This window comes from Bradyrhizobium sp. 35, from assembly GCF_023073215.1.
Taxonomy (GTDB): Bacteria; Pseudomonadota; Alphaproteobacteria; order Rhizobiales; family Xanthobacteraceae; genus Bradyrhizobium; species Bradyrhizobium canariense_D.
The window spans coordinates 168,467-187,731 of record NZ_JADPJC010000010.1; the positions used below are offsets into that span (position 1 = coordinate 168,467).

Consider the following 19,265-nt stretch of genomic DNA (forward strand, 5'->3'; position numbering starts at 1 on the left):
GCCTAGAGCACCCGTATGGTGTGCTTGACCACGCCCCACACTTCAAAGGCGGTGTCTTCGCTGATGGCTATGTCCTTGAACGCCGGATTTTCGGCTTGCAGCCAGACTTTCTTGCCGCGTCGGCGGTAGCGTTTAACGGTGAACTCACCGTCAACCAGGGCCAGCACCACCGATGAATCGACAGGTGTCCGCGAGCGGTCGACTACGGCGATGTCATTCGGGAAGATACCTGCGCCCGTCATGCTCTCTCCGGCGATGCGGACTGCGAACGTGGCTGCGGGGTTTTCGATCAGCAGCTCGTTGAAATCGAGCGCACGATCCATGAAGTCGTCGGCAGGTGAAGGAAAGCCACACGCGGCATTGGAGCCGACGAGGGGGACGGTTCGGCGCGGTCCGATGTGCAGGTCGAGAAAGCCGTTGATGTCCCCCCATCGAAGGTCTTTGCCCGCGATGCGCCGGGCAACGCTCGCGATCGGTGCTGGCAGTCGGACAACGCTTGAGGGCAGTCCCGGACGCCGACCAGCGCCTGGACGTAATCCTCCCCGCTTGCTTGTTTGCTCCATGACTCACCCTCTTTGATTACTGTAACAGAAATCAAAGGGACCTACAATCACGTAGAGGTGGCGTCGCGCCCAGTAGGATCAAGGATCAAGACCAGCGGCTTCGCCGCCCTCGACGCGCTCCGAACAGTTGCAACGGCTGTCCGTGCCCTCTGCCTAAGGTCTCTCATCCTGGAAGCCCAGAGCTTGGCACGCGCGTCGACTAAATAGCGGAAGAGCTTCCTTATCAAATTGACTAAACGGCGTGCACGGCACTTGCCCCCTGGCTACCCACCAGTGATCTTGAGCATCGAGGAAAGGCAAACTAGATGAGCAGGAAAGTCTCAGCGGGGCGTTTTCAAAAAGACGCAAAATCTGCGCCTTCCAATTTTTGGGCGCATGTGAAGCGGGGACTCAAAGAAAATCCCATCGGATCTCCGCCAGCGCCGCCGAGGTCTGTAGCGGTGATGCTTGTAGTGCTCGCATTAGTATGGTGGTGCTCAGATCACTCCCAGAAAGCGGATGTTTCTACTCCTTCTTCTGCCGTACCAAGAGCCTCCATTGGCCCCTATCCGGATCCTGAAGGGGAAGGAGACTTGCTATGCCAGCGATTTGCAAAAACGCAGATGAACTTTCCAGCATCGGCGGATTTTGATTGGGGCATACAAGTTGCCGAGAGTGGCGATGGCAGAACTTGGATAGCGAAAAAATTCACAGCAAAAAACGCCTTCGGAGTTCCTCAGAGATTTAAGGTTGAATGCTGGTTTGACGCCACGAGCATGAAGGACGCCCGAGTAGTGGAGATTATTGATTAATCAGCTACTTTGGCACGAAGTCCGGGAGTGCACCGTAATGGCAACAAAGTGACAAATCACGCTCAGGTGGCACCGAGCCCGGACCGCATCAAGGGTCAAGACGAGCGGCCGAGCCGCCCTTGACGCGGTCCGTGCGCGTTGCAAAGGGCTGATCATCACCAATGCCGACGAGTCGGCATTGGTGCCGCTCGCTCTCGTCGGAGCAAGCAGAATGGTGTTAAGGCGACCGCAGCAAAGAGCGTGCTATGGCGAAGCGATGGCGGTCTTGCCACACCGGACGGCACAAATCCGGCGGGCCGCCGGGGTTATTGGCCCCGCCATCAGAAGATGATGATACGATCCAAGAAAGAGGACACCGATGCAGCAAAGCTTCTACACAATTGGATACGAAGGCTCCCAAGTGGAGGCCTTTGTCTCCACGCTGCGCCGCACCGGGGTGAAAACGCTGATCGATGTTCGCGACCTGCCGCTTTCACGTAAACGCGGTTTTTCGAAATCGGCCCTCGCCGCCAATCTGGAAGCCAGCGGCATCGCCTATGTGCACCTGAAAGGGCTGGGAGACCCGAAGCCCGGCCGCGATGCAGCAAGGGCGGGAGAATACGCCGAGTTTCGGCGCATCTTCGGTCGCCACATGAAATCCGAATTTGCGCAGCGCGATCTATCGAGGGCGGCCGAGCTGATTAGGTGCCAGCCATGCTGCCTGATGTGCTTTGAACAAGATCACTGCAATTGCCATCGGTCTATTGTGGCCGACCATCTGGTAAGGCAGACTGGGTTGCAATTGCACCATCTATCAATCGATAGTTCGATTCGTTCTTATGCCCAGCGCCCACACCTCCCAGGGTTCTCCCTCGCCTAACAACGGCGCGGATGAAGCCATCATTATCGTCAAGGCTGCTCCGCAGCTCAGCGGAAAGCATGGCGAGACAGTCTGTACGGCAGCCGTAACCCGGTCCCGGGAATGGGTGAGGCTCTATCCTATTGCATTCCGCACGTTGCAGGACGCGCAGCAATTTCGGCGCTGGGATGTAGTGCGGTACACCGCACAGCGGCCACGAGACGACAGGCGGGTTGAGAGTCGCCGCCTGGACCATCAGAGTTTGACAATTGGTGGCAGTTTGCCGCAGCGCGAGCGTTACGGCTTGGTAGCGCCCATGGTCGTCGAGAGCCTTGAAGACGAGCGCGCCCAGGGGCGCAGCCTCGCCTTCATCCGTCCAAAAATCACCCGGTTCACGGTAGAGAAGAAGCCCGATGCCGAACTAGAGGACGAACGGCAGAAATATCAGCTCGCCGCCAAACAGACCGACCTTTTCCTTGGCCCGATCATCCCCTATGCGCCGTGTCCGTATCGCTTCAAGTACGACTACGAGACCAAGGATGGGAAGCGCACGGGCACATGCCAGGATTGGGAGACGGAGGCCACCTTCTTCAATTGGCAAAAGCAGTATTCCGAGGAAGAGACGATCAAGAAGATGAAGGCCAGGTGGGGCGAGGAAATGCCCTCCAAGGGGCTTCTGTTCGCAATGGGAACGCATTCGCAATATCCCGACACGTGGTTGATCAATGGACTTGTCCAGATGTCGGATTTTGGACAGCTATTGCTGGACCTGTGAATGCACCAGCCCGAGAAAGCAATGTCAAAAGAACTAAGGTGATGAGCGGTGAAAAAACCAATTGATCGGTGGTGTCGATGAAAGCGCGCTCAGCACAGATAGCGGCTGCCTGCCAGTGCATCGATCATTGCTTCGGCTTCGCCATTTGGTGTGAGGACTTCGCAAGACATGTAGATCCGGACGATATGGTCATGGGTCTGGACCGGGGATTTGATCTAATCTCCGATGCCACCCGCCTGCATAGCTTCCTTGCCGTGCGCAAGATGGATGAATTTTTCCGTGGTGCGAAGCGAGACAAAGACGACGTTATTGCCACAGACCTTGGAATCGATCCGCTAAGTGTTCTTGGTGGCGTTGGCAGCAACTTCCTCACTACAATCGAGCGAACAAGCATCAACAAAGGGGCGGCTCACCTTACTGACCAACTCTTCCTCGATCCGGATAGCGAACTAGAACTAGACGAAATACTTAAGCGGTCCATGCCTGTGTTTGCCCGGCTCACAACAGAGCTCCGAAAAGCTGATACCGCCAAGGAGGCGACCCACTGGCTGGACAAGACTGACGCTCTCCTCAAGCGCGTCGAGGAAAATGCAAAAAGAAGGCAGGACGAAGTTGCAAAAGGGGCCAAAGAGACAGCATGGTCCGGAAAAGCAAGCACTAAGTCATGAAACTTGCCCTCGTGGCAGAAACTCGCGTCGAGGCCTTAGCAGGCGCGCGCGGGTTATGCCCCTCATGTCGATCTGAAGTCGTTGCGAAATGCGGCTCCCACAGAGTTTGGCACTGGGCGCACCGTGGGAAGCGGGACTGCGACACCTGGGCAGAACCAGAAACTGAATGGCATCGCGCGTGGAAGAATTGCTTCCCCGCTGAATTCCAAGAGTTCATCCAGCACGACCAGGTAACTGGCGAGCGGCATATCGCGGATGTGCGGACCAGCCATGGTCTTGTGTTTGAGTTTCAGCACTCGCATCTCGACCCAAAGGAGCGAGTCGCGCGCGAGCGCTTCTACGGAAATATGGTCTGGGTAGTAGATTGCACCCGCTTAGAAATGGACTACCCACGGCTTCTCAAGGGGAAAGACGTGTTGAGACCCATCATCAATGGGCACTTTCTCACCCCATTCCCCGAAGAATGCTTTCCCAAGATGTGGCTGAATTGCTTGGTGCCGGTGATCTTTGATTTTCGGGGACGCGAACAAGGACCGTCCTTCGATCCATACAAGAACACTCTGTGGTGCCTGCTTCCCGGCCGCGCTGAGGGGAACGCGGTGGTTGTTGGCATTTCGCCGGAGCAATTCGTGAGCATTGCTCCAAGCCGTGCAGAACTGATTTCAAGAGATACGGTCACGAACTTTGCTCAAGTCATTCGAGAGCGAGCAGCGCAAGAGGCTCGGCAGAGTTACCAGCGGCCGGGAGGGTTCGCGGGTGGACCGCGAAGACGGCCCCCGCGTTTTTGAGCAGATCACCACCGAGCAGCTCCGGTTAGCTTCTAAACCTACTGTAAAGCTGTAAAGGCTATTTTAGGCTGCCGAACCGATTCGACGGATCCGGACGAGCGGGAAGTGCCGGATTTAGCACGCATTTTAGCACGGCCTCCTAAACCATCAAAAAATCCTAAGCAAAACAAGACACTTAAGGCTTGACGAGAGGACTTAAAATCCCTCGGCGCGCAAGCGCTGTGCCGGTTCGACCCCGGCTGCCCGCACCACGAAAGCTGCGCGGAGGATCCCGCCGCGCGCGGCGCGCCGCGAGCGCTGATACCTCATCAATTCCTGTCTGCTCCTGCACCGCCTGCCAGCCATCCCGAAACGTTGCTTGTGCAACGCAGCATTGAAGATAGATAAGGGCCTCAAATCAGAGGTGAGCTTCTTGTCCGACGTCAATGCCGACGACTGGGTGTCCTCGGGACACCGTCCCATGGGTTTCCCCGAATTCGTCATCGTGATCGCGTCGATCATGGCGCTGAATCCGCTTGCGATGGACATGATGCTCCCGGCACTGCCCAATATCGGGTCGGCCTTCAATATCCCCGTCGCCAACCATCTTCAGCTGGTGCTGTCGACCTTCCTGATCGGCTTTGGCGCGGGGCAGTTCGTCATGGGCCCGCTGTCGGATCGCTTTGGCCGCCGCCCGGTGCTGCTCGGCGGGATGGCGGTCTATGCGGTGGCAAGCGTGCTGGCGATTGCGGCGCCGTCGTTCGAGACGCTGCTGCTGGCACGCGCACTGCAGGGTTTCGGTACCTCGGCGACTCGCGTGATCGCGACCTCGATCGTGCGCGACTGTTACGTCGGCCGCCGCATGGCGAGCGTGATGTCGCTTGCGATGATGATCTTCATCGCCGTCCCCGTGATCGCCCCTTCGTTCGGACAGGCGGTGCTGCTGGTGACGCAATGGCGCGGCATCTTCGTCGTGCTGATGCTCTACGGGCTGCTCGCGCTTGCATGGTCCGTGCTGCGGCTTCCGGAGACCCTGCCTGAGAGCGAACGCAGGTCGCTTGCGCCGGCCGACGTGCTCACGGCCTACTGGCAGACCGTGACCCATCGCCAAACCCTCGGCTATGCGCTCGCCGCCGGTAGCGTCATGGGCGCGCTGTTCGCCTACGTATTTTTGGCTCAGCAAGTTTTTGTCGGCATCTATCACCTCGGCCATTATTTTCCGCTCGCCTTCGCCGGGATCGCGGCCGGCACCGCCATTGCCGGCTTTCTCAATGCGCGATTCGTCGGGACCCTCGGCATGCGCGTGATCTCGCACGGCGCGCTGACGCTCTACACCGCGGTGGCGGGAGTGATGCTGCTGACGGAAAGCCTCGCCGCGTTGCCGCTTCCCCTGTTCATGGTGCTCTCGGCGCTGATGATGTTCTCGTTCGGCATGATGGTCGCCAACTTCACTGCACTCGCCATGGAGCCGCAGGGCCACATCGCCGGCACGGCGTCCTCGCTCTACGGCTCGATCACCACGCTGATCGGCATCGCCGTCGGCATGGCCATCGGACAAAGCTTCGACGGCACGTTGCTGCCGTTCTCGGTCGGCTTCTTCGTGTCGTCCCTCGCCGCGCTCGCGATCGTGCTGGTGGTGGAGAGAGGACGGTTGTTCAGGCCGCATCATCGCGCCATCGGCTGAGGAACTCCGTGGCGCTCTCGATGTTGTACTGCAACAATTTGAAAGGGCGCTTCAATGGAACCGAAACACCGTAAAGACCACGACGCCGCGGAACGGGCGGAGACGGAACGCACGCCGTCGAGCGCCGAAAAGACCGCCGTCACCGTGCCATTCGCGAGTGAAGGGCTCGAGCGGGTCCGCGACAGCCACTGCTGAGCAAGACGCCTATTCCGTTGCGCGCCTGCTGGCGCTGAAATCGTCCGCAATGCCTTCGGGTGCCGCGCCGCTTCCACGGGGCGGCACCATCAGCACAACCACTTCCCGCGTGAGACCGGGCCGGCCCCATAGCTGCGCCTGTATGATAAGTTCCCGCCTGATGAAATGCCCGGCGCGCCCGGCCACCGAGTCCATCCACCGGCTGCAATCATCCTGATCGCGAAAACAGAGCGCGGCCCAGCCGCGCTCCAGCGTCGTCTTGTGCGGCAAGCCCCCGAGATATTGATCCTCGAACGGCCGCACGTGGTGCGGGTGGTCCGGGCTGTAGAAGGCTGTCGCGAAGGCCAGTGAATCGTCGCCGCTGACGGCGGCGAGCGGCTCGTCCGTCAGTTCGCGCCACTCGCGTGTCAATCGGCTCGCCGCTTGCGCGTAGAAATTGCGCCCCTCCTCGTAACCGTGATGGTTGCGATAGACCGCGTGGGTCGGCGCGGCGACGAGGACGGCCGTGAGCGCGACACCGGCCACGACCACGGTGAGGTTGACGGTGTAAAAGCGCTCGATTGAATAATTTGTGCCGCAGACCACGAGAATCGCGAACAGAAACAACCCTTGCAAAGCCCATAGCGACGGCAGATCGGTGCCCATCACGAGCGAGATCAGGACCGGCAGCGCAATCGTGCCGACGGCAACGTAAAAGAGGAGCCGCAGGCCCGGATTCATTGCCGCGAAATCGTCCGGAAACTGCTTCAGCCGCGTGCCGGCGATCAATACCCAGCTGACGGCTGACACACTCATGGCCGCCAACAGGCCCAAAAGGAAGTTCCTGACATCAGCAGCAGAACTCGCCGCAGTGCCGTTGGCATGGTTCAGCGCGTAGGTGAAGGTCGATGCCCCCGTGGTCGCGAGCCAATGAAGATGCGGTGACAGCGCCGCAAGCCCGACGACGACCGAAATCCAGGGCGAGGCGGAAGTGAAATAGGCGCGTCGCGCCGGATGCGCCAGCGCGGCAAACGTGAAGCTCGCGACAAGGAAGATCGAATAATATTTGCCGACCATGGCCAGTGCCGTCGTGCATCCCACGGCAACCGCCCACGACGCCGCTCGGGTCTCGAATGCGCGCAGGAAGCACCAGGTCGCCAGCGGCCAGACCGCCAGCAGCACCGCATTGGCGTTGAAGCGCTGGGCATGGAATTGATAGGCCGGCGTCAGCATCAGGAGCAACAGCACCAGGACGCGCTTGTGCCCCCTCACGAATTGCCGCGCGATCCGATCGACGAAGACCAGCGCGAGCCCGGCGTTGGCCATCGCCATCAATTGCAGCGACCAGTCGGTGAGCGGAAAAATGGCGCTCCAGTTCGCGGCAACCCAGCCGGTCAATGGCGGATGCTTGGGATAGCCCCACGCGAAATGCCGCCCCAGCGTCCAGGCCTCCAGCGTATCGGGGTGCAGACCGCTGCCGGCATAGGCGACTGCCAGATAGAGCGTCCAGATCCCGACGAAGCAGGCGACGAGAAGCGGCACGGCCCAGCCCGTCTCATGGCCATCGAGCCAACGCCGGAATGGCCGGCGCCATCGTGCCGGCGCGCGATCGGACCGTTCGGCCATCACCTGGAATGCAAAATCGATCGGCACTGGAATCAAATGGAGGAAGGAAGATGATGCGCGAGCACGACACATCTAGTTCTGGATCGAAACAAATAGCAATGATCGCAGACTGGGAACGTTGAAAGCATCCGCTTTCTCAGCCGGCGTAAGGTCAACAAAGGACCGAGACTGGCAAAAGAGCGGCGCCGCTGATGACAGCGGCGCCGCATGATGATCCGGACGAAAGGAAGGGCCTTTGCCCTACTCCGACTTATCGACGTTCCAGAACAGCGGGGTCGCGGGACCGTCGAGCACGCCGGTCAGCGATTTGCGCCAGCCGCTCGGCAGGAGATACTGCCCCAGCGGGATGTAGATCACCTGCTCATAGGCTTCCTTCTGGATGTCAGCGGCGATCTTCTTCTGATCGTCGAGCGAGGCGGCGCGAACGAAGTCGTCCTTGAGCTTTTCGATCTTGGCGTTCTCGGCCCAACCGAACCAGCCCTTCTTGCCTTGGCCGCCGATCGAGAGATTGGCGATCGGGTTGGAGACGTCGGCCGCGACCCAGTTGGTGAAGAACATGTTCCAGCCGCCCTCTTTCGGAGGCTTCTGACTGGCGCGGCGGCTCACCACCGTCTGCCAATCGGTCGCTTGCAGGTCGACCTTGAAGCCGGCCTCGCGCAGCAACTGAGCCGCAACGATCGGCTGCGCCTTCAGCGTCGTGACATCGCCGGGGGCCATGATCACGATCGGGGTGCCGTCATAGCCGGACTCGGCGAGCGCCTTCTTGGCTTCGGCCATGCCGTTGCCCTTCACCAGGGTCTCGGCACCGGCCTCCGTCGCGAACGGCGTATCGCACACGAAGAAGGCGCCACAGACCTTCTGATATTTGGCGTTGCCGACGAGCGCGTCGAGAACGTCCTTCTGGTTTATCGCCAGAAAGGCAGCACGGCGCACTTTGACATTATCGAACGGCGGATAAAGGAAGTTCATCCGGCCGAGCGTCTGGAAACCGAACTTGTTCGAGACCTCGATCGTGATGTCCTTGTTCGCTTCCAGTAACGGGAGCATGTCGTAAGGCAGATTTTCCACGAAGTCGATGTCGCCCGACTGCAACGCGTTCACCGCGGTCTGCGAGTCCGGCATGGTGATCCACTCGACGCGGTCGACCTTCACCACCTTGCCGCCGGAGGTCCAGCTCGACGGCTCCTTGCGCGGCACGTAATCGGTGTTCTTGACGTAGACCGCCTTCACGCCCGGCTGGAATTCCGACTGCACGAACTTGAAGGGCCCCGAACCGATCTGCTCGGGGATCTGCTTGTCAGGCGGCGTCTCGGCGAGGCGCTTCGGCATCATGAAGGCAACGCGGGAGGACGGCTTGCCGATCGAGTCGAGCACGAGGCCGTAGGGCTCCTTCAGTTTCAGCGTGATGGTCTTGGCATCGGTCGGCTCGATGCTGGCGGTGAAGTCGAGCAGTTTCTGGCCCATGCCATCGACTGCGGCCCAGCGCTTGAGCGAGGCGACGCAGTCCTCCGCCGTCACCGGCGCACCGTCATGCCACTTCAGGCCGTCGCGCAGCGTGAACGTGTAGGTGAGCTTGTCGTCGGAGATCTTCCAGTCCGCCATCTGCGGCTGGATCTTGAAGTTCGAATCGGGCGCCACGAGCGTGTCGTAGATCATGTAGCCATGGTCACGCGTGATGTAGGCCGTGGTGAAGATCGGATCGATGATGCGCAGATCCGAATGCATCACCGCCGTGATGGTCTTGCCGGCCGCAAGCACCGGCGAGGCCAGTGCGGTCGAAAGCGCGACGACCGACAGCGCAAGTTTGGAGGCGAACGCGCGAGGCCCCCGGCGCATCAACTTAAACATAAAAAGTTCTCCTGACGTGAAACTGTTCAAAGGCAGGTTATTGATTGAGCATCCGGTTCGTTCTTTAGGCGAACTAACCTCATGCAATGCCTTTATCTTTTCGAGACTTGCAGACGGTGCCGAGCGCGTCAATCCGGTTTCGCTGCAAGCCCAAGCGGCGCGCACACGGGCTCCACAAGGATCGGTTTGGCTCTACAACACTCTCCGCCTGTCCTGCCCCGCGCCGATGCAATGCGCGTTCCATGTTCCAAAGCCCAAGAGACATTGGAGAGACATTGAGATGAATCCAGCCAATCTTCCCTTCGATTCCGAAGCGATGCTCCAGGGTCTGCGCGGCTGGGTGGAATGCGAAAGCCCGACCTGGGACGCGAGCGCCGTGAACCGCATGCTCGATATCGCAGCGCGGGAGATGGCGATCATGGGTGCGACGATCGAGCGCATCGCCGGTCGCCAGGGCTTTGGCGGCGTGATCCGCGCCCGCTTTCCGCATCCGAAGCAGGGCGAACCGGGCATCCTGATCGCCGGACACATGGATACGGTCCACCCCACAGGCACCATTGAGAAGCTGAAATGGCGCCGCGAGGGTAACAAGTGCTATGGCCCCGGCATCTACGACATGAAGGGCGGCAATTATCTTTCGCTGGAAGCCATCCGACAACTGGCCCGCGCCTCGTTCACGACGCCACTGCCGATCACCGTGCTGTTCACGCCCGACGAGGAAGTCGGCACACCCTCCACGCGCGATATCATCGAGGCGGAAGCCGCGCGCAACAAATACGTGCTGGTGCCGGAGCCCGGCCGCGCCGACAACGGCGTCACCACCGGACGTTACGCCATCGCGCGCTTCAATCTCGAGGCGACCGGCCGTCCCAGCCACGCCGGCGCGACCTTGTCGGCGGGCCGCTCGGCGATTCGCGAGATGGCGCGGCAAATCCTCGCCATCGATGCGATGACGGGCGAAGACTGCACGTTTTCAGTCGGCGTCGTGCACGGGGGTCAATGGGTCAATTGCGTTGCCACGACCGCCACCGGCGAAGCGCTTTCGATGGCCAAGCGCCAGGCTGACCTCGATCGCGGCGTCGAGAGGATGCTGGCGCTCTCCGGTACAACCAATGATGTCACCTTCAAGGTGACGCGCGGCGTGACACGTCCGGTTTGGGAGCCCGATGCCGGCACCATGGCGCTGTATGAAAGGGCGCGCGGGATCGCCAAGTCGCTTGGCGCAGAACTGCCGCATGCGAGCGCCGGCGGCGGCTCCGACGGCAATTTCACGGGCGCAATGGGCATCCCGACTCTCGACGGCCTGGGCGTGCGTGGCGGCAACGGCCACACGCTCGAAGAGTATATCGAGGTTGAAAGTCTGGTCGAACGCGGCCGGCTGATGGCGGGGCTGCTCGCGACTCTGCAGTAACGGCGCGAGCCACATCGCCAAAACCGGGCCAGATCACCGAAACAAGTTGACCGCACTGCAAAAACGGTGGCCCGGATGGCATGGGAATTGCTGAAATGTTAGGCTGGTGGCAGAACCCCAGGCTCCAGCCGCTGTCTCTGATTTGACTCTCATCTGACGGGATCCAACTTGCTCGGATATCTCCTTCGCCGAATTCTCGCCGCCGTGCCTGTGATGGGCGTGGTGGCGCTGTTCGTCTTCCTCCTGCTCCGCCTCACCCCGGGCGATCCCGCCGCGATTCTGGCCGGCGACAACGCCACGCCGGAGCGGCTCGAGCGCATCCGCACCTCGCTCGGCCTCAACGAGCCGCTGATCGTGCAGTTCATCACCTGGCTGAACAAGCTGCTGCATGGCGATCTCGGAACGTCACTCATCTCCAACCTTCCGGTGATGAAGATGATCGGCCAGCGGGTCGAGCCGTCGATCTCGATCGCGCTGTCGACCATCATCCTCGCCGTCATCGTCGCGGTTCCCCTAGGTGTGATCGCGGCGTGGAAGCACGGCACCTGGATCGACCGCTTCGTGATGGGCCTGTCCGTGCTCGGCTTCTCGGTGCCGGTGTTCGTGGTCGGCTACATCCTGATCGAGGTCTTCGCGATCGACCTGCGCTGGGTGCCGGTGCAGGGCTTCCGCAGCATCTCGAACGGGTTTGGGCCGTTCTTCGAGCGCATCATCCTGCCGACCTGTGCGCTGTCCTTCATCTATATCGCGTTGATCGCGCGCATGACGCGCGCGGCGATGCTCGACGTGCTCGGGGAGGACTACGTCCGCACCGCGCGGGCAAAAGGCATCAACGAAGTCGCCGTGATGATGCGGCACGCGCTGCGCAACGCGGCCGTGCCCGTGATCACGGTGATCGGCACCGGCTTTGCGCTTTTGATCTCCGGGGTCGTCGTCACCGAGAGCGTGTTCAACATCCCCGGCATCGGCCGCCTCACGGTGGATGCGGTGCTGGCGCGCGACTATCCGGTGATCCAGGCGATGATCTTGCTGACGTCGCTAATCTATGTCGTCGTCAATCTCCTGATCGACGTCGCCTACACGCTGCTCGATCCCCGGATCCGGTACTAGGGCTAAGGATAACAACAAAAATGTCGGTCGATACCCTTCCCCAGTCCTCCATCCCGATCACGTCGCCGCTGCGACCGCGCCTCGGATTCCTGACCTCGACGCCGATCATCGCGGCGGCGACCATCTGCCTGGTGTTGGTTGTGCTGATCTCGATCCTGGCGCCGTTGATCGCGCCGTATGATCCGATCCAGCTTGCGCCCTCGCAGCGGCTGAAGCCCTCTTCGGCGCAATTCCTGCTCGGCACCGACGCCTATGGCCGCGACCTGCTGTCGCGCGTGATGTATGGCGGACGCATTTCGCTTCTGATCGGCATCGGCTCGGCGATCATGTCGATCGTCATTGGGTTGGCGATCGGCCTCGTCTCCGGCTTCTTCAAGCTGGTCGATTCCGTCATGATGCGGATCATGGACGGCCTGATGGCAATGCCGAGCATCCTGCTGGCAATCGCCGTGGTGTCGCTGTCCGGCGCCAGCCTCTGGACGGTGCTGATCGCGATCACGATCCCCGAAGTTCCGCGCGTGGCACGCCTGGTGCGTTCGGTCGTGCTGTCGGCGCGCGAAGAGCCCTATGTTGAAGCGGCGATCTCGGTCGGCACATCCCTGCCAAAGATCATGTGGCGGCATTTGATGCCGAACACGATCGCACCTCTGATCGTGCAGGGCAGTTACGTCTGCGCGTCCGCGATCCTTACTGAGGCCATCCTCTCCTTCCTCGGCGCCGGCATCTCGCCGGAGACGCCGACCTGGGGCAACATCATGGCCGAGGGCCGTCAGTACTTCCAGCTCAAGCCGACGCTGATCTTCTGGCCGGGCCTGCTGCTCTCGATCGCCATCCTCAGCATCAATTTGATCGGCGACGCCGCCCGCGATGCACTCGATCCGCGCATGAAGCAGCGGGAAGGCAAATGATGACCGATCAAGTGATGACCAGCCCCATCCTCGACATCAACAACCTCGTCGTGTCCGTCGGCAAGAAGCCGAATGCTGCAAACATCCTCGACGGCATCTCGATCCAGGTGCACGAGCGCGAGACGCTGTGCCTTGTCGGCGAAAGCGGCTCAGGCAAGTCGGTGACCTCCCTGACCACGATGGGTCTGCTGCCGAAGGGCACGCTCGTTCCCACCGGCGGCAGCGTCAAGCTGGTCGGCGAGGAGATTCTCACCGCGACCGACCGCCGCCTGCGGCAGCTCCGCGCGACCCGAATGGCGATGATCTTCCAGGAGCCGATGACGGCACTCAATCCGGTGATGCCGGTCGGCCGTCAGATCGACGAAGTCCTGCGCGCGCACACCAAACTCGACGCGAAGGCGCGCAAGAAGCGTATCCTCGACATGATGGAGCAGGTGCGCCTGCCCCAGGTTGAGCGTATCTTTGCCTCCTACCCTCACCGACTCTCCGGCGGTCAGCGCCAGCGCATCATGATCGCGATGGCGCTCGTGCTCGAACCGAAGCTGCTCATTGCGGACGAACCGACCACCGCGCTCGACGTCACCACGCAGAAGCAGATCTTGACCCTGATCCGCGACCTCCAGCGCGATCACGGAACCGCCGTGCTGTTCATCACCCACGACATGGGCGTGGTCGCCGAGATCGCCGACCGCGTCGCCGTGATGCGGCAGGGCCGACTGGTCGAGACCGGAACGCTGGATTCCATCCTGCGCAATCCGACCATGGAGTACACCCGCAACCTGCTTTCCGCAGTACCGAGCCTGGTGCCGCGCGCGGCACGGCTTGAGACCAAGGAACCGGTGGTGCTGGAAGCCAACGAGCTTGGGAAGGTCTACGGCGAGCGCGCGTTCTTCGGTAAAGGCCGCGAGGTCGTCGCTGCCGACAAGGTCACGCTGACGCTACGCAAGGGTCGCACGCTCGGCATCGTCGGCGAGAGCGGTTCGGGCAAATCGACCGTGGCGCGCTGCATCGTCCGCCTGATCGACCCGACTTCGGGCGGCGTGCGCCTCTCCGGCCGCGAGATCTCGGACATTTCGCGGCGGCTGTTGCAGCCGCATCGGAAGAAGATCCAGATCGTATTCCAGGACCCCTACCGCTCGCTCAACCCGCGCGTCACCGTCGGCGAAAGCATCGCGGAAGGCCCGATCAATTACGGCGTGTCGCATGCCGACGCAACGAAGCGTGCGCGCGAATTGCTCGAGCTGGTCGGCCTGCCCGCCGATGCGGTCGCGCGCTATCCGCACCAGTTCTCCGGCGGCCAGCGTCAGCGCATTGCGATCGCGCGCGCGCTCGCACTCGATCCCGACGTGCTGGTCGCGGACGAGGCGGTCTCCGCCCTCGACGTCTCCGTGCAGGCGCAAGTGCTGGAACTGTTCGACGAGATCCAGCAGCGGCTCGGCATCGCCATCCTGTTCATCACTCACGATCTACGCGTCGCAGCACAGATCTGCGACGAGGTCATGGTGATGCAACACGGCCGCGTCGTCGAGCAGGGTCCGGCCGCCGAAGTGCTGACGCATCCGAAGGAGGCGTACACCAGAGCCTTGCTCGAGGCAGCGCCAGGCCGCGGCTGGGATTTTGCGAACTTCCGGCCGGTGGCCGAGGGCGCGGCGGCCAGCGCCTAGTCTCTCGCCTCGTCATTGCGAGCGCAGCGAAGCAATCCAGACTGTCTCCGCGGAGGGATTCTGGATTGCTTCGCTTCGCTCGCAATGACGGCGGTTGCGACAAGCATTCCCAAAACGGCTTGACGCCATGCGCGGCGCGATTGCTTCCCGGCTTGCTCTCGCCGCAAGCACAGGGCTAACGTCGCGCACTTTCAATTGCTGGACTTGAGTTGATGACACGTATCGCCGTCGGCGGCTTCCTGCACGAGACCAACACCTTCGCTCCGACGAAGGCGACGTTCGCGGACTTCCAGCACGGCGGCGGCTGGCCGGCGATGACGCAAGGTCCCGACGTGCTGAAGGTGATGCGCCGCATCAATGTCGGCCTCGCCGGTTTCGTCGACAGCGCCGAGGCCCACGGCTGGGAACTCATTCCAACGATTGCCTGCGGCGCGAGCCCTTCGGCGCATGTCACCAAGGACGCCTTCGAGCGCATCGTGAAGGTCATGGTCGATGGCATTGCAGCCGCCGGCCCGATCGACGCCGTCTATCTCGATCTGCACGGCGCGATGGTCACGGAACATCTCGACGACGGCGAAGGCGAGATTCTCGCGCGCGTGCGCCGCGTCATCGGCAAGGGCACTCCGCTTGTCGCGAGCCTCGACCTGCACGCCAACGTCACGCCCGAGATGATAGAGCATGCGGACGCGCTGATCGCCTACCGCACCTATCCCCATGTCGACATGGCCGAGACCGGCCGCGCCTGCGCGCAATATCTCGCAATGCTTCTGAAGACAAAGCAGCGTTTCGCAAAGGCCTTCCGGCAATTGCCGTTCCTGATTCCGATCAGCTGGCAGTGCACCAACGACCAGCCGACCAAGGGCATCTACGAAAAGCTTGCCGCGCTGGAGAACGACGCGGTTCCGACGCTGTCCTTCGCGCCCGGCTTCCCCGCCGCCGATTTCCGCGATTGCGGGCCGAGCGTGTTCGCCTATGGCAAGACGCAAGCCGATGCCGACCGCGCGGCGGATGCGATCGTTAAGCTGATCGAAAGCCACGAGGACGATTTCGACGGCAAGATCTGGTCACCTGATGACGGCGTACGCCACGCGATGGAACTCTCGAAGGGCGCCAGCAAGCCGATCATCATCGCCGACACCCAGGACAATCCCGGCGCCGGCGGCGATTCCGACACCACCGGCATGCTACGCGCGCTGGTCCGCAACAAGGCCAGCGCCGCGACCGGCGCGATCTACGATCCGGAATCGGCCGAGGCCGCGCACGCAGCCGGCGCCGGTGCCACCGTGACGCTGTCGCTTGGCGGCAAGTCCGGCATTCCCGGCGACGAGCCCTATCGTGCGACCTTCGTCGTCGAAAAACTTTCGGACGGCCGCTTCATCGCGCCCGGTCCCTACTACGGCGGCCGCGAGATGGAGATGGGCCCGTCGGCCTGCCTTCGCATCGGCGATGTCCGGGTCGTCGTATCCTCGCATAAGGCGCAGCTCGCCGACCAGGCAATGTACCGCTATGTCGGCATCGAGCCGACCGAAGAGAAGATTTTGGTCAACAAGAGCTCGGTGCACTTCCGCGCCGATTTCGAGCCGATCGCAGAAAAGCTGATGATCTGCGCCGCCCCCGGCGCGATGCCCGCGGACACAGCCACGCTGCCATGGACGCGCCTGCGGCCGGGCATCCGCATCAAGCCGAACGGCCCGATTTTCACTCCCTCCTCACGCTAACTGGACAGAACACATGCCCACGATCGACCGCATCGACGGCTATGCCGACGAACTCACTGCTATCAGGCGCGACCTTCACGCCCATCCGGAAATCGGCTTCGAGGAAGTGCGCACCTCCGGAATCGTCGCGGACAAGCTGAAGAGCTGGGGCATCGAGGTGCATCGCGGTCTCGGCGGCACCGGCGTGATCGGAGTCATCAAGGGCAAGGGTTCGAGCGGCAAGCGTATCGGGCTTCGCGCCGACATGGATGCGCTGCCGATGGAGGAGAACACCAATCTGAAATGGAGCTCGAAAATCCCCGGCCGCTTCCACGGCTGTGGCCATGACGGCCACACCACCATGCTGCTCGGCACCGCGCGCTACCTCGCCGAAACCAGGAACTTCGACGGCACAGTGCACCTGATCTTCCAGCCGGCCGAGGAAGGTCTCGGCGGCGCCCGCGCGATGATCAAGGACGGGCTGTTCGAGAAATTTCCCTGCGACGAACTCTACGGCCTGCACAACGCGCCCGACCTTAACCACGGCGAGATCGCGATCCTGCCCGGCCCCGCGATGGCCAGCGCCGACTTCTTCGACCTCCGCATCACTGGCTACGGCGCGCACGGTGCGATGCCCAAACGCTCCAAGGACGCGGTGATCATCGCGACCACGCTGGCGCAGGCGATCCAGACCATCGTCAGCCGCAACGTCGAGCCGCTGCAGGCCGCCGTCGTCTCGATCACGCAGATTCACGCCGGTTCGGCGTACAACGTCATCCCCGGCGAAGCGCATCTTTGCGGCACCATCCGCACTTTCTCGAAAGAAGTCCGCATCCTGATCAGCGAACGCATTCGCACGATCTGCGCCGGCATTGCGAGCGCCTATCAGTGCGTGATCGACGTCGACATCCGCGACACCTTCGATGTGCTGGTCAACCAGGTCGAGCAGTCCAAGGTGGTCGAGGAGGTCGCGCGCACCATCGTCGACCCCGCCAACGTGATCACCCGCGCCCAGCCGAAGATGGGCAGCGAGGATTTTGCCGACATGCTTCAAACCATTCCCGGCGCCTATTTCTGGGTCGGCCACGACGGCTCGGTGCCCGTGCACAATCCCGGCTTCGTGCTCGACGACAAGATCCTGCCGATCGGTGCCAGCATGTTCGCCCGGATCATCGAGACCCGGATGCCGGTGGGTGCCCATGCATAAAAAGGGTGTCGAAGAGGAAGTCACCTCGCTGCACGATCTCTCTGCGGTCGATCTGATCGCGGGCTATCGCGCCAAGCAGTTCTCGCCGAGCGAGGTGCTGGAAGACGTGCTCGCGCACGTCGCCGCGTGGGAGCCACACCTCAAGGCGCTTTATGCATTCGATCCCGACGGCGCGCGCGAGACCGCGAAGGCCTCGACCGCGCGCTGGTCCGGGGGCGAGCCGTCCGGAGCGCTCGACGGCGTGCCGGTGACGGTGAAGGACAACATCGCGACCAAAGGCGTGCCGGTGCCGCTGGGCGCGGCCAGCGTCAAGCTCGTGCCGGCCGAGAAGGACGCACCGCCCGCCGCGCGCCTGCGCGAAGCCGGCGCGATCATCTTTGCCAAGACCACCATGCCCGATTACGGCATGCTGTCCTCGGGGCTGTCCTCCTTCCACGCGCTCGCGCGCAATCCCTGGGACCTCTCCAAGAACCCCGGCGGCTCCAGCGCCGGCGCGGGCGCCGCTGCGGCGGCTGGCTATGGTCCGCTGCATCTCGGCACCGATATTGGCGGCTCTGTCCGCCTGCCCGCGGGCTGGTGCGGCCTCGTCGGATTGAAGCCGAGCTTTGGCCGCGTGCCGATCGATCCCACCTATGTCGGCCGCGTCGCCGGTCCCATGACCCGCACAGTTGACGATTGCGCGCTGATGATGAGCGTGATCGCAAAACCCGACCGGCGCGACGGCATGAGCCTGCCAGCGGAGCCCCTCAACTGGAAGGGGCCGGAGAAATCCCCGCGCAAACTGCGCATCGGATTGATGCTCGATCCCGGCGTTGGCCTGGCGCTGGAGAAACCGGTGCGCGAGGTCGCTGTGAAGGCGGCGAAAGCGTTCGAATCCGCAGGCGCCGTCGTCACCGAGGTCGACGGCATCCTCACGCGCGAGATGCTCGACGGCCTCGACAACTTCTGGCGCGCACGGATGTGGGATGATCTGTCGAAGCTGACGCCGGCCGAACAGGCAAAGGTGCTGCCCTACATCTTCAAATGGGGCGAGTCCGGCGCAAAGCTGTCCGGCGTCGACGTCATCAGGGGCTTCAACCAGACCATGGCAATCCGCGCTGCGGCATCAAAGCTGTTCTGCGAGCTCGACTATGTGATCTCGCCGACCGCGCCGAACGTGAATTATCCGGCGGAGTGGGCCTCGCCGACCAACGATCCCATGAAGCCGTTCGAACACATTGCCTATACCGTGCCATGGAATATGTCGGAGAATCCGGCGATCTCCATCAACGGCGGCTTCGACGCCAAGGGTTTTCCCATCGGCGTGCAGATCGTCGGCCGCCGCTTCGACGATATCGGCGTGCTTGGCATGGCCAAGGCGTTCGAGAGCCTGCGCGGGCCGCAGAAGCCCTGGCCGAGCCCGCCGGCGAATTAGATACACTCCGTCATGGCCGGGCTTGTTGTTTAGACTGGCCATCCGCGTTCTCTTACTGGCCGCCACATGCCCAGTCCGCGCAAGACGGACGCTGGCGGCTATGCATGACGTCTCTTCGAG

Annotated in this window: 17 protein-coding genes; 14 read left to right on the forward strand and 3 right to left on the reverse strand. The window is 62.1% G+C overall.

Going from position 1 to position 19,265, the window contains the following annotated elements:
* Positions 1-2 precede the first annotated feature (2 nt).
* Positions 3-563, reverse strand: a complete 561-nt coding sequence (gene umuD, locus IVB36_RS01480) for a translesion error-prone DNA polymerase V autoproteolytic subunit (protein WP_247390319.1) — start codon at positions 561-563, stop codon at positions 3-5.
* Positions 564-868: 305 nt separating this feature from the next.
* Between umuD and IVB36_RS01485 the strand changes: the two genes are divergently transcribed.
* From IVB36_RS01485 to IVB36_RS01515, 7 genes are all read left to right on the forward strand, one after another.
* On the forward strand, positions 869-1,354 hold the full coding sequence (locus tag IVB36_RS01485) for a hypothetical protein (RefSeq protein ID WP_247390321.1): 486 nt from the start codon (positions 869-871) through the stop codon (positions 1,352-1,354).
* Positions 1,355-1,712: 358 nt separating this feature from the next.
* Positions 1,713-2,213, forward strand: coding sequence for a DUF488 domain-containing protein (locus tag IVB36_RS01490; protein ID WP_247390322.1), 501 nt, complete (start codon positions 1,713-1,715; stop codon positions 2,211-2,213).
* Entirely contained in the window at positions 2,173-2,967 is a 795-nt protein-coding gene (locus tag IVB36_RS01495) for a hypothetical protein (protein ID WP_247390324.1), read from the forward strand. The genes IVB36_RS01490 and IVB36_RS01495 overlap by 41 nt, the downstream gene beginning before the upstream one ends.
* 77 nt (positions 2,968-3,044) lie before the next feature.
* Positions 3,045-3,635 (forward strand): hypothetical protein, encoded by a 591-nt coding sequence (locus tag IVB36_RS01500; RefSeq protein ID WP_247390326.1) that lies wholly within the window; start codon positions 3,045-3,047, stop codon positions 3,633-3,635.
* Complete coding sequence (locus tag IVB36_RS01505) at positions 3,632-4,423, forward strand: competence protein CoiA family protein (RefSeq protein ID WP_247390327.1); 792 nt, start codon at positions 3,632-3,634, stop codon at positions 4,421-4,423. The genes IVB36_RS01500 and IVB36_RS01505 overlap by 4 nt, the downstream gene beginning before the upstream one ends.
* A 412-nt stretch (positions 4,424-4,835) precedes the next feature.
* On the forward strand, positions 4,836-6,086 hold the full coding sequence (locus tag IVB36_RS01510) for a multidrug effflux MFS transporter (RefSeq protein WP_026232922.1): 1,251 nt from the start codon (positions 4,836-4,838) through the stop codon (positions 6,084-6,086).
* A gap of 54 nt (positions 6,087-6,140) precedes the next feature.
* Positions 6,141-6,281, forward strand: coding sequence for a hypothetical protein (locus tag IVB36_RS01515; protein ID WP_018455321.1), 141 nt, complete (start codon positions 6,141-6,143; stop codon positions 6,279-6,281).
* 9 nt (positions 6,282-6,290) lie between these two features.
* On the opposite strand, the gene IVB36_RS01520 is transcribed toward IVB36_RS01515, so the two are convergent.
* Positions 6,291-7,886, reverse strand: a complete 1,596-nt coding sequence (locus IVB36_RS01520; RefSeq protein WP_346731031.1) for a glycosyltransferase family 39 protein — start codon at positions 7,884-7,886, stop codon at positions 6,291-6,293.
* A 240-nt stretch (positions 7,887-8,126) separates the two neighbouring features.
* Complete coding sequence (locus IVB36_RS01525) at positions 8,127-9,734, reverse strand: ABC transporter substrate-binding protein (protein ID WP_247361948.1); 1,608 nt, start codon at positions 9,732-9,734, stop codon at positions 8,127-8,129.
* A 280-nt stretch (positions 9,735-10,014) separates the two neighbouring features.
* Between IVB36_RS01525 and IVB36_RS01530 the strand changes: the two genes are divergently transcribed.
* From IVB36_RS01530 to IVB36_RS01560, 7 genes are all read left to right on the forward strand, one after another.
* Positions 10,015-11,145, forward strand: coding sequence for a M20/M25/M40 family metallo-hydrolase (locus tag IVB36_RS01530; protein ID WP_247390331.1), 1,131 nt, complete (start codon positions 10,015-10,017; stop codon positions 11,143-11,145).
* 168 nt (positions 11,146-11,313) lie between these two features.
* The gene (locus tag IVB36_RS01535) at positions 11,314-12,255 is read left to right on the forward strand and encodes an ABC transporter permease (RefSeq protein WP_007602533.1); all 942 of its coding nucleotides are present in this window, start codon (positions 11,314-11,316) and stop codon (positions 12,253-12,255) included.
* Between the two features lie 20 nt (positions 12,256-12,275).
* The gene (locus IVB36_RS01540) at positions 12,276-13,163 is read left to right on the forward strand and encodes an ABC transporter permease (RefSeq protein WP_085351104.1); all 888 of its coding nucleotides are present in this window, start codon (positions 12,276-12,278) and stop codon (positions 13,161-13,163) included.
* A gap of 14 nt (positions 13,164-13,177) precedes the next feature.
* Complete coding sequence (locus IVB36_RS01545) at positions 13,178-14,827, forward strand: ABC transporter ATP-binding protein (protein ID WP_085361872.1); 1,650 nt, start codon at positions 13,178-13,180, stop codon at positions 14,825-14,827.
* 212 nt (positions 14,828-15,039) lie between these two features.
* Positions 15,040-16,545 (forward strand): M81 family metallopeptidase, encoded by a 1,506-nt coding sequence (locus IVB36_RS01550; protein ID WP_247390333.1) that lies wholly within the window; start codon positions 15,040-15,042, stop codon positions 16,543-16,545.
* A gap of 13 nt (positions 16,546-16,558) precedes the next feature.
* Entirely contained in the window at positions 16,559-17,731 is a 1,173-nt protein-coding gene (locus IVB36_RS01555; protein ID WP_247390334.1) for a M20 aminoacylase family protein, read from the forward strand.
* On the forward strand, positions 17,724-19,145 hold the full coding sequence (locus IVB36_RS01560) for an amidase (RefSeq protein WP_085361715.1): 1,422 nt from the start codon (positions 17,724-17,726) through the stop codon (positions 19,143-19,145). The genes IVB36_RS01555 and IVB36_RS01560 overlap by 8 nt, the downstream gene beginning before the upstream one ends.
* Positions 19,146-19,265: the final 120 nt, after the last annotated feature.

Coding starts and splice junctions, on each gene's coding strand:
- IVB36_RS01515 (WP_018455321.1), top strand. CDS start 6,141: ATGGAACCGAAACACCGTAAAGACCACGACGCCGCGGAACGGGCGGAG.
- IVB36_RS01485 (WP_247390321.1), top strand. CDS start 869: ATGAGCAGGAAAGTCTCAGCGGGGCGTTTTCAAAAAGACGCAAAATCT.
- IVB36_RS01540 (WP_085351104.1), top strand. CDS start 12,276: ATGTCGGTCGATACCCTTCCCCAGTCCTCCATCCCGATCACGTCGCCG.
- IVB36_RS01560 (WP_085361715.1), top strand. CDS start 17,724: ATGCATAAAAAGGGTGTCGAAGAGGAAGTCACCTCGCTGCACGATCTC.
- IVB36_RS01555 (WP_247390334.1), top strand. CDS start 16,559: ATGCCCACGATCGACCGCATCGACGGCTATGCCGACGAACTCACTGCT.
- IVB36_RS01545 (WP_085361872.1), top strand. CDS start 13,178: ATGACCAGCCCCATCCTCGACATCAACAACCTCGTCGTGTCCGTCGGC.
- IVB36_RS01505 (WP_247390327.1), top strand. CDS start 3,632: ATGAAACTTGCCCTCGTGGCAGAAACTCGCGTCGAGGCCTTAGCAGGC.
- IVB36_RS01500 (WP_247390326.1), top strand. CDS start 3,045: ATGAAAGCGCGCTCAGCACAGATAGCGGCTGCCTGCCAGTGCATCGAT.
- umuD (WP_247390319.1), bottom strand. CDS start 563: ATGGAGCAAACAAGCAAGCGGGGAGGATTACGTCCAGGCGCTGGTCGG.
- IVB36_RS01525 (WP_247361948.1), bottom strand. CDS start 9,734: ATGTTTAAGTTGATGCGCCGGGGGCCTCGCGCGTTCGCCTCCAAACTT.
- IVB36_RS01495 (WP_247390324.1), top strand. CDS start 2,173: ATGCCCAGCGCCCACACCTCCCAGGGTTCTCCCTCGCCTAACAACGGC.
- IVB36_RS01550 (WP_247390333.1), top strand. CDS start 15,040: ATGACACGTATCGCCGTCGGCGGCTTCCTGCACGAGACCAACACCTTC.
- IVB36_RS01490 (WP_247390322.1), top strand. CDS start 1,713: ATGCAGCAAAGCTTCTACACAATTGGATACGAAGGCTCCCAAGTGGAG.
- IVB36_RS01530 (WP_247390331.1), top strand. CDS start 10,015: ATGAATCCAGCCAATCTTCCCTTCGATTCCGAAGCGATGCTCCAGGGT.
- IVB36_RS01520 (WP_346731031.1), bottom strand. CDS start 7,886: ATGGCCGAACGGTCCGATCGCGCGCCGGCACGATGGCGCCGGCCATTC.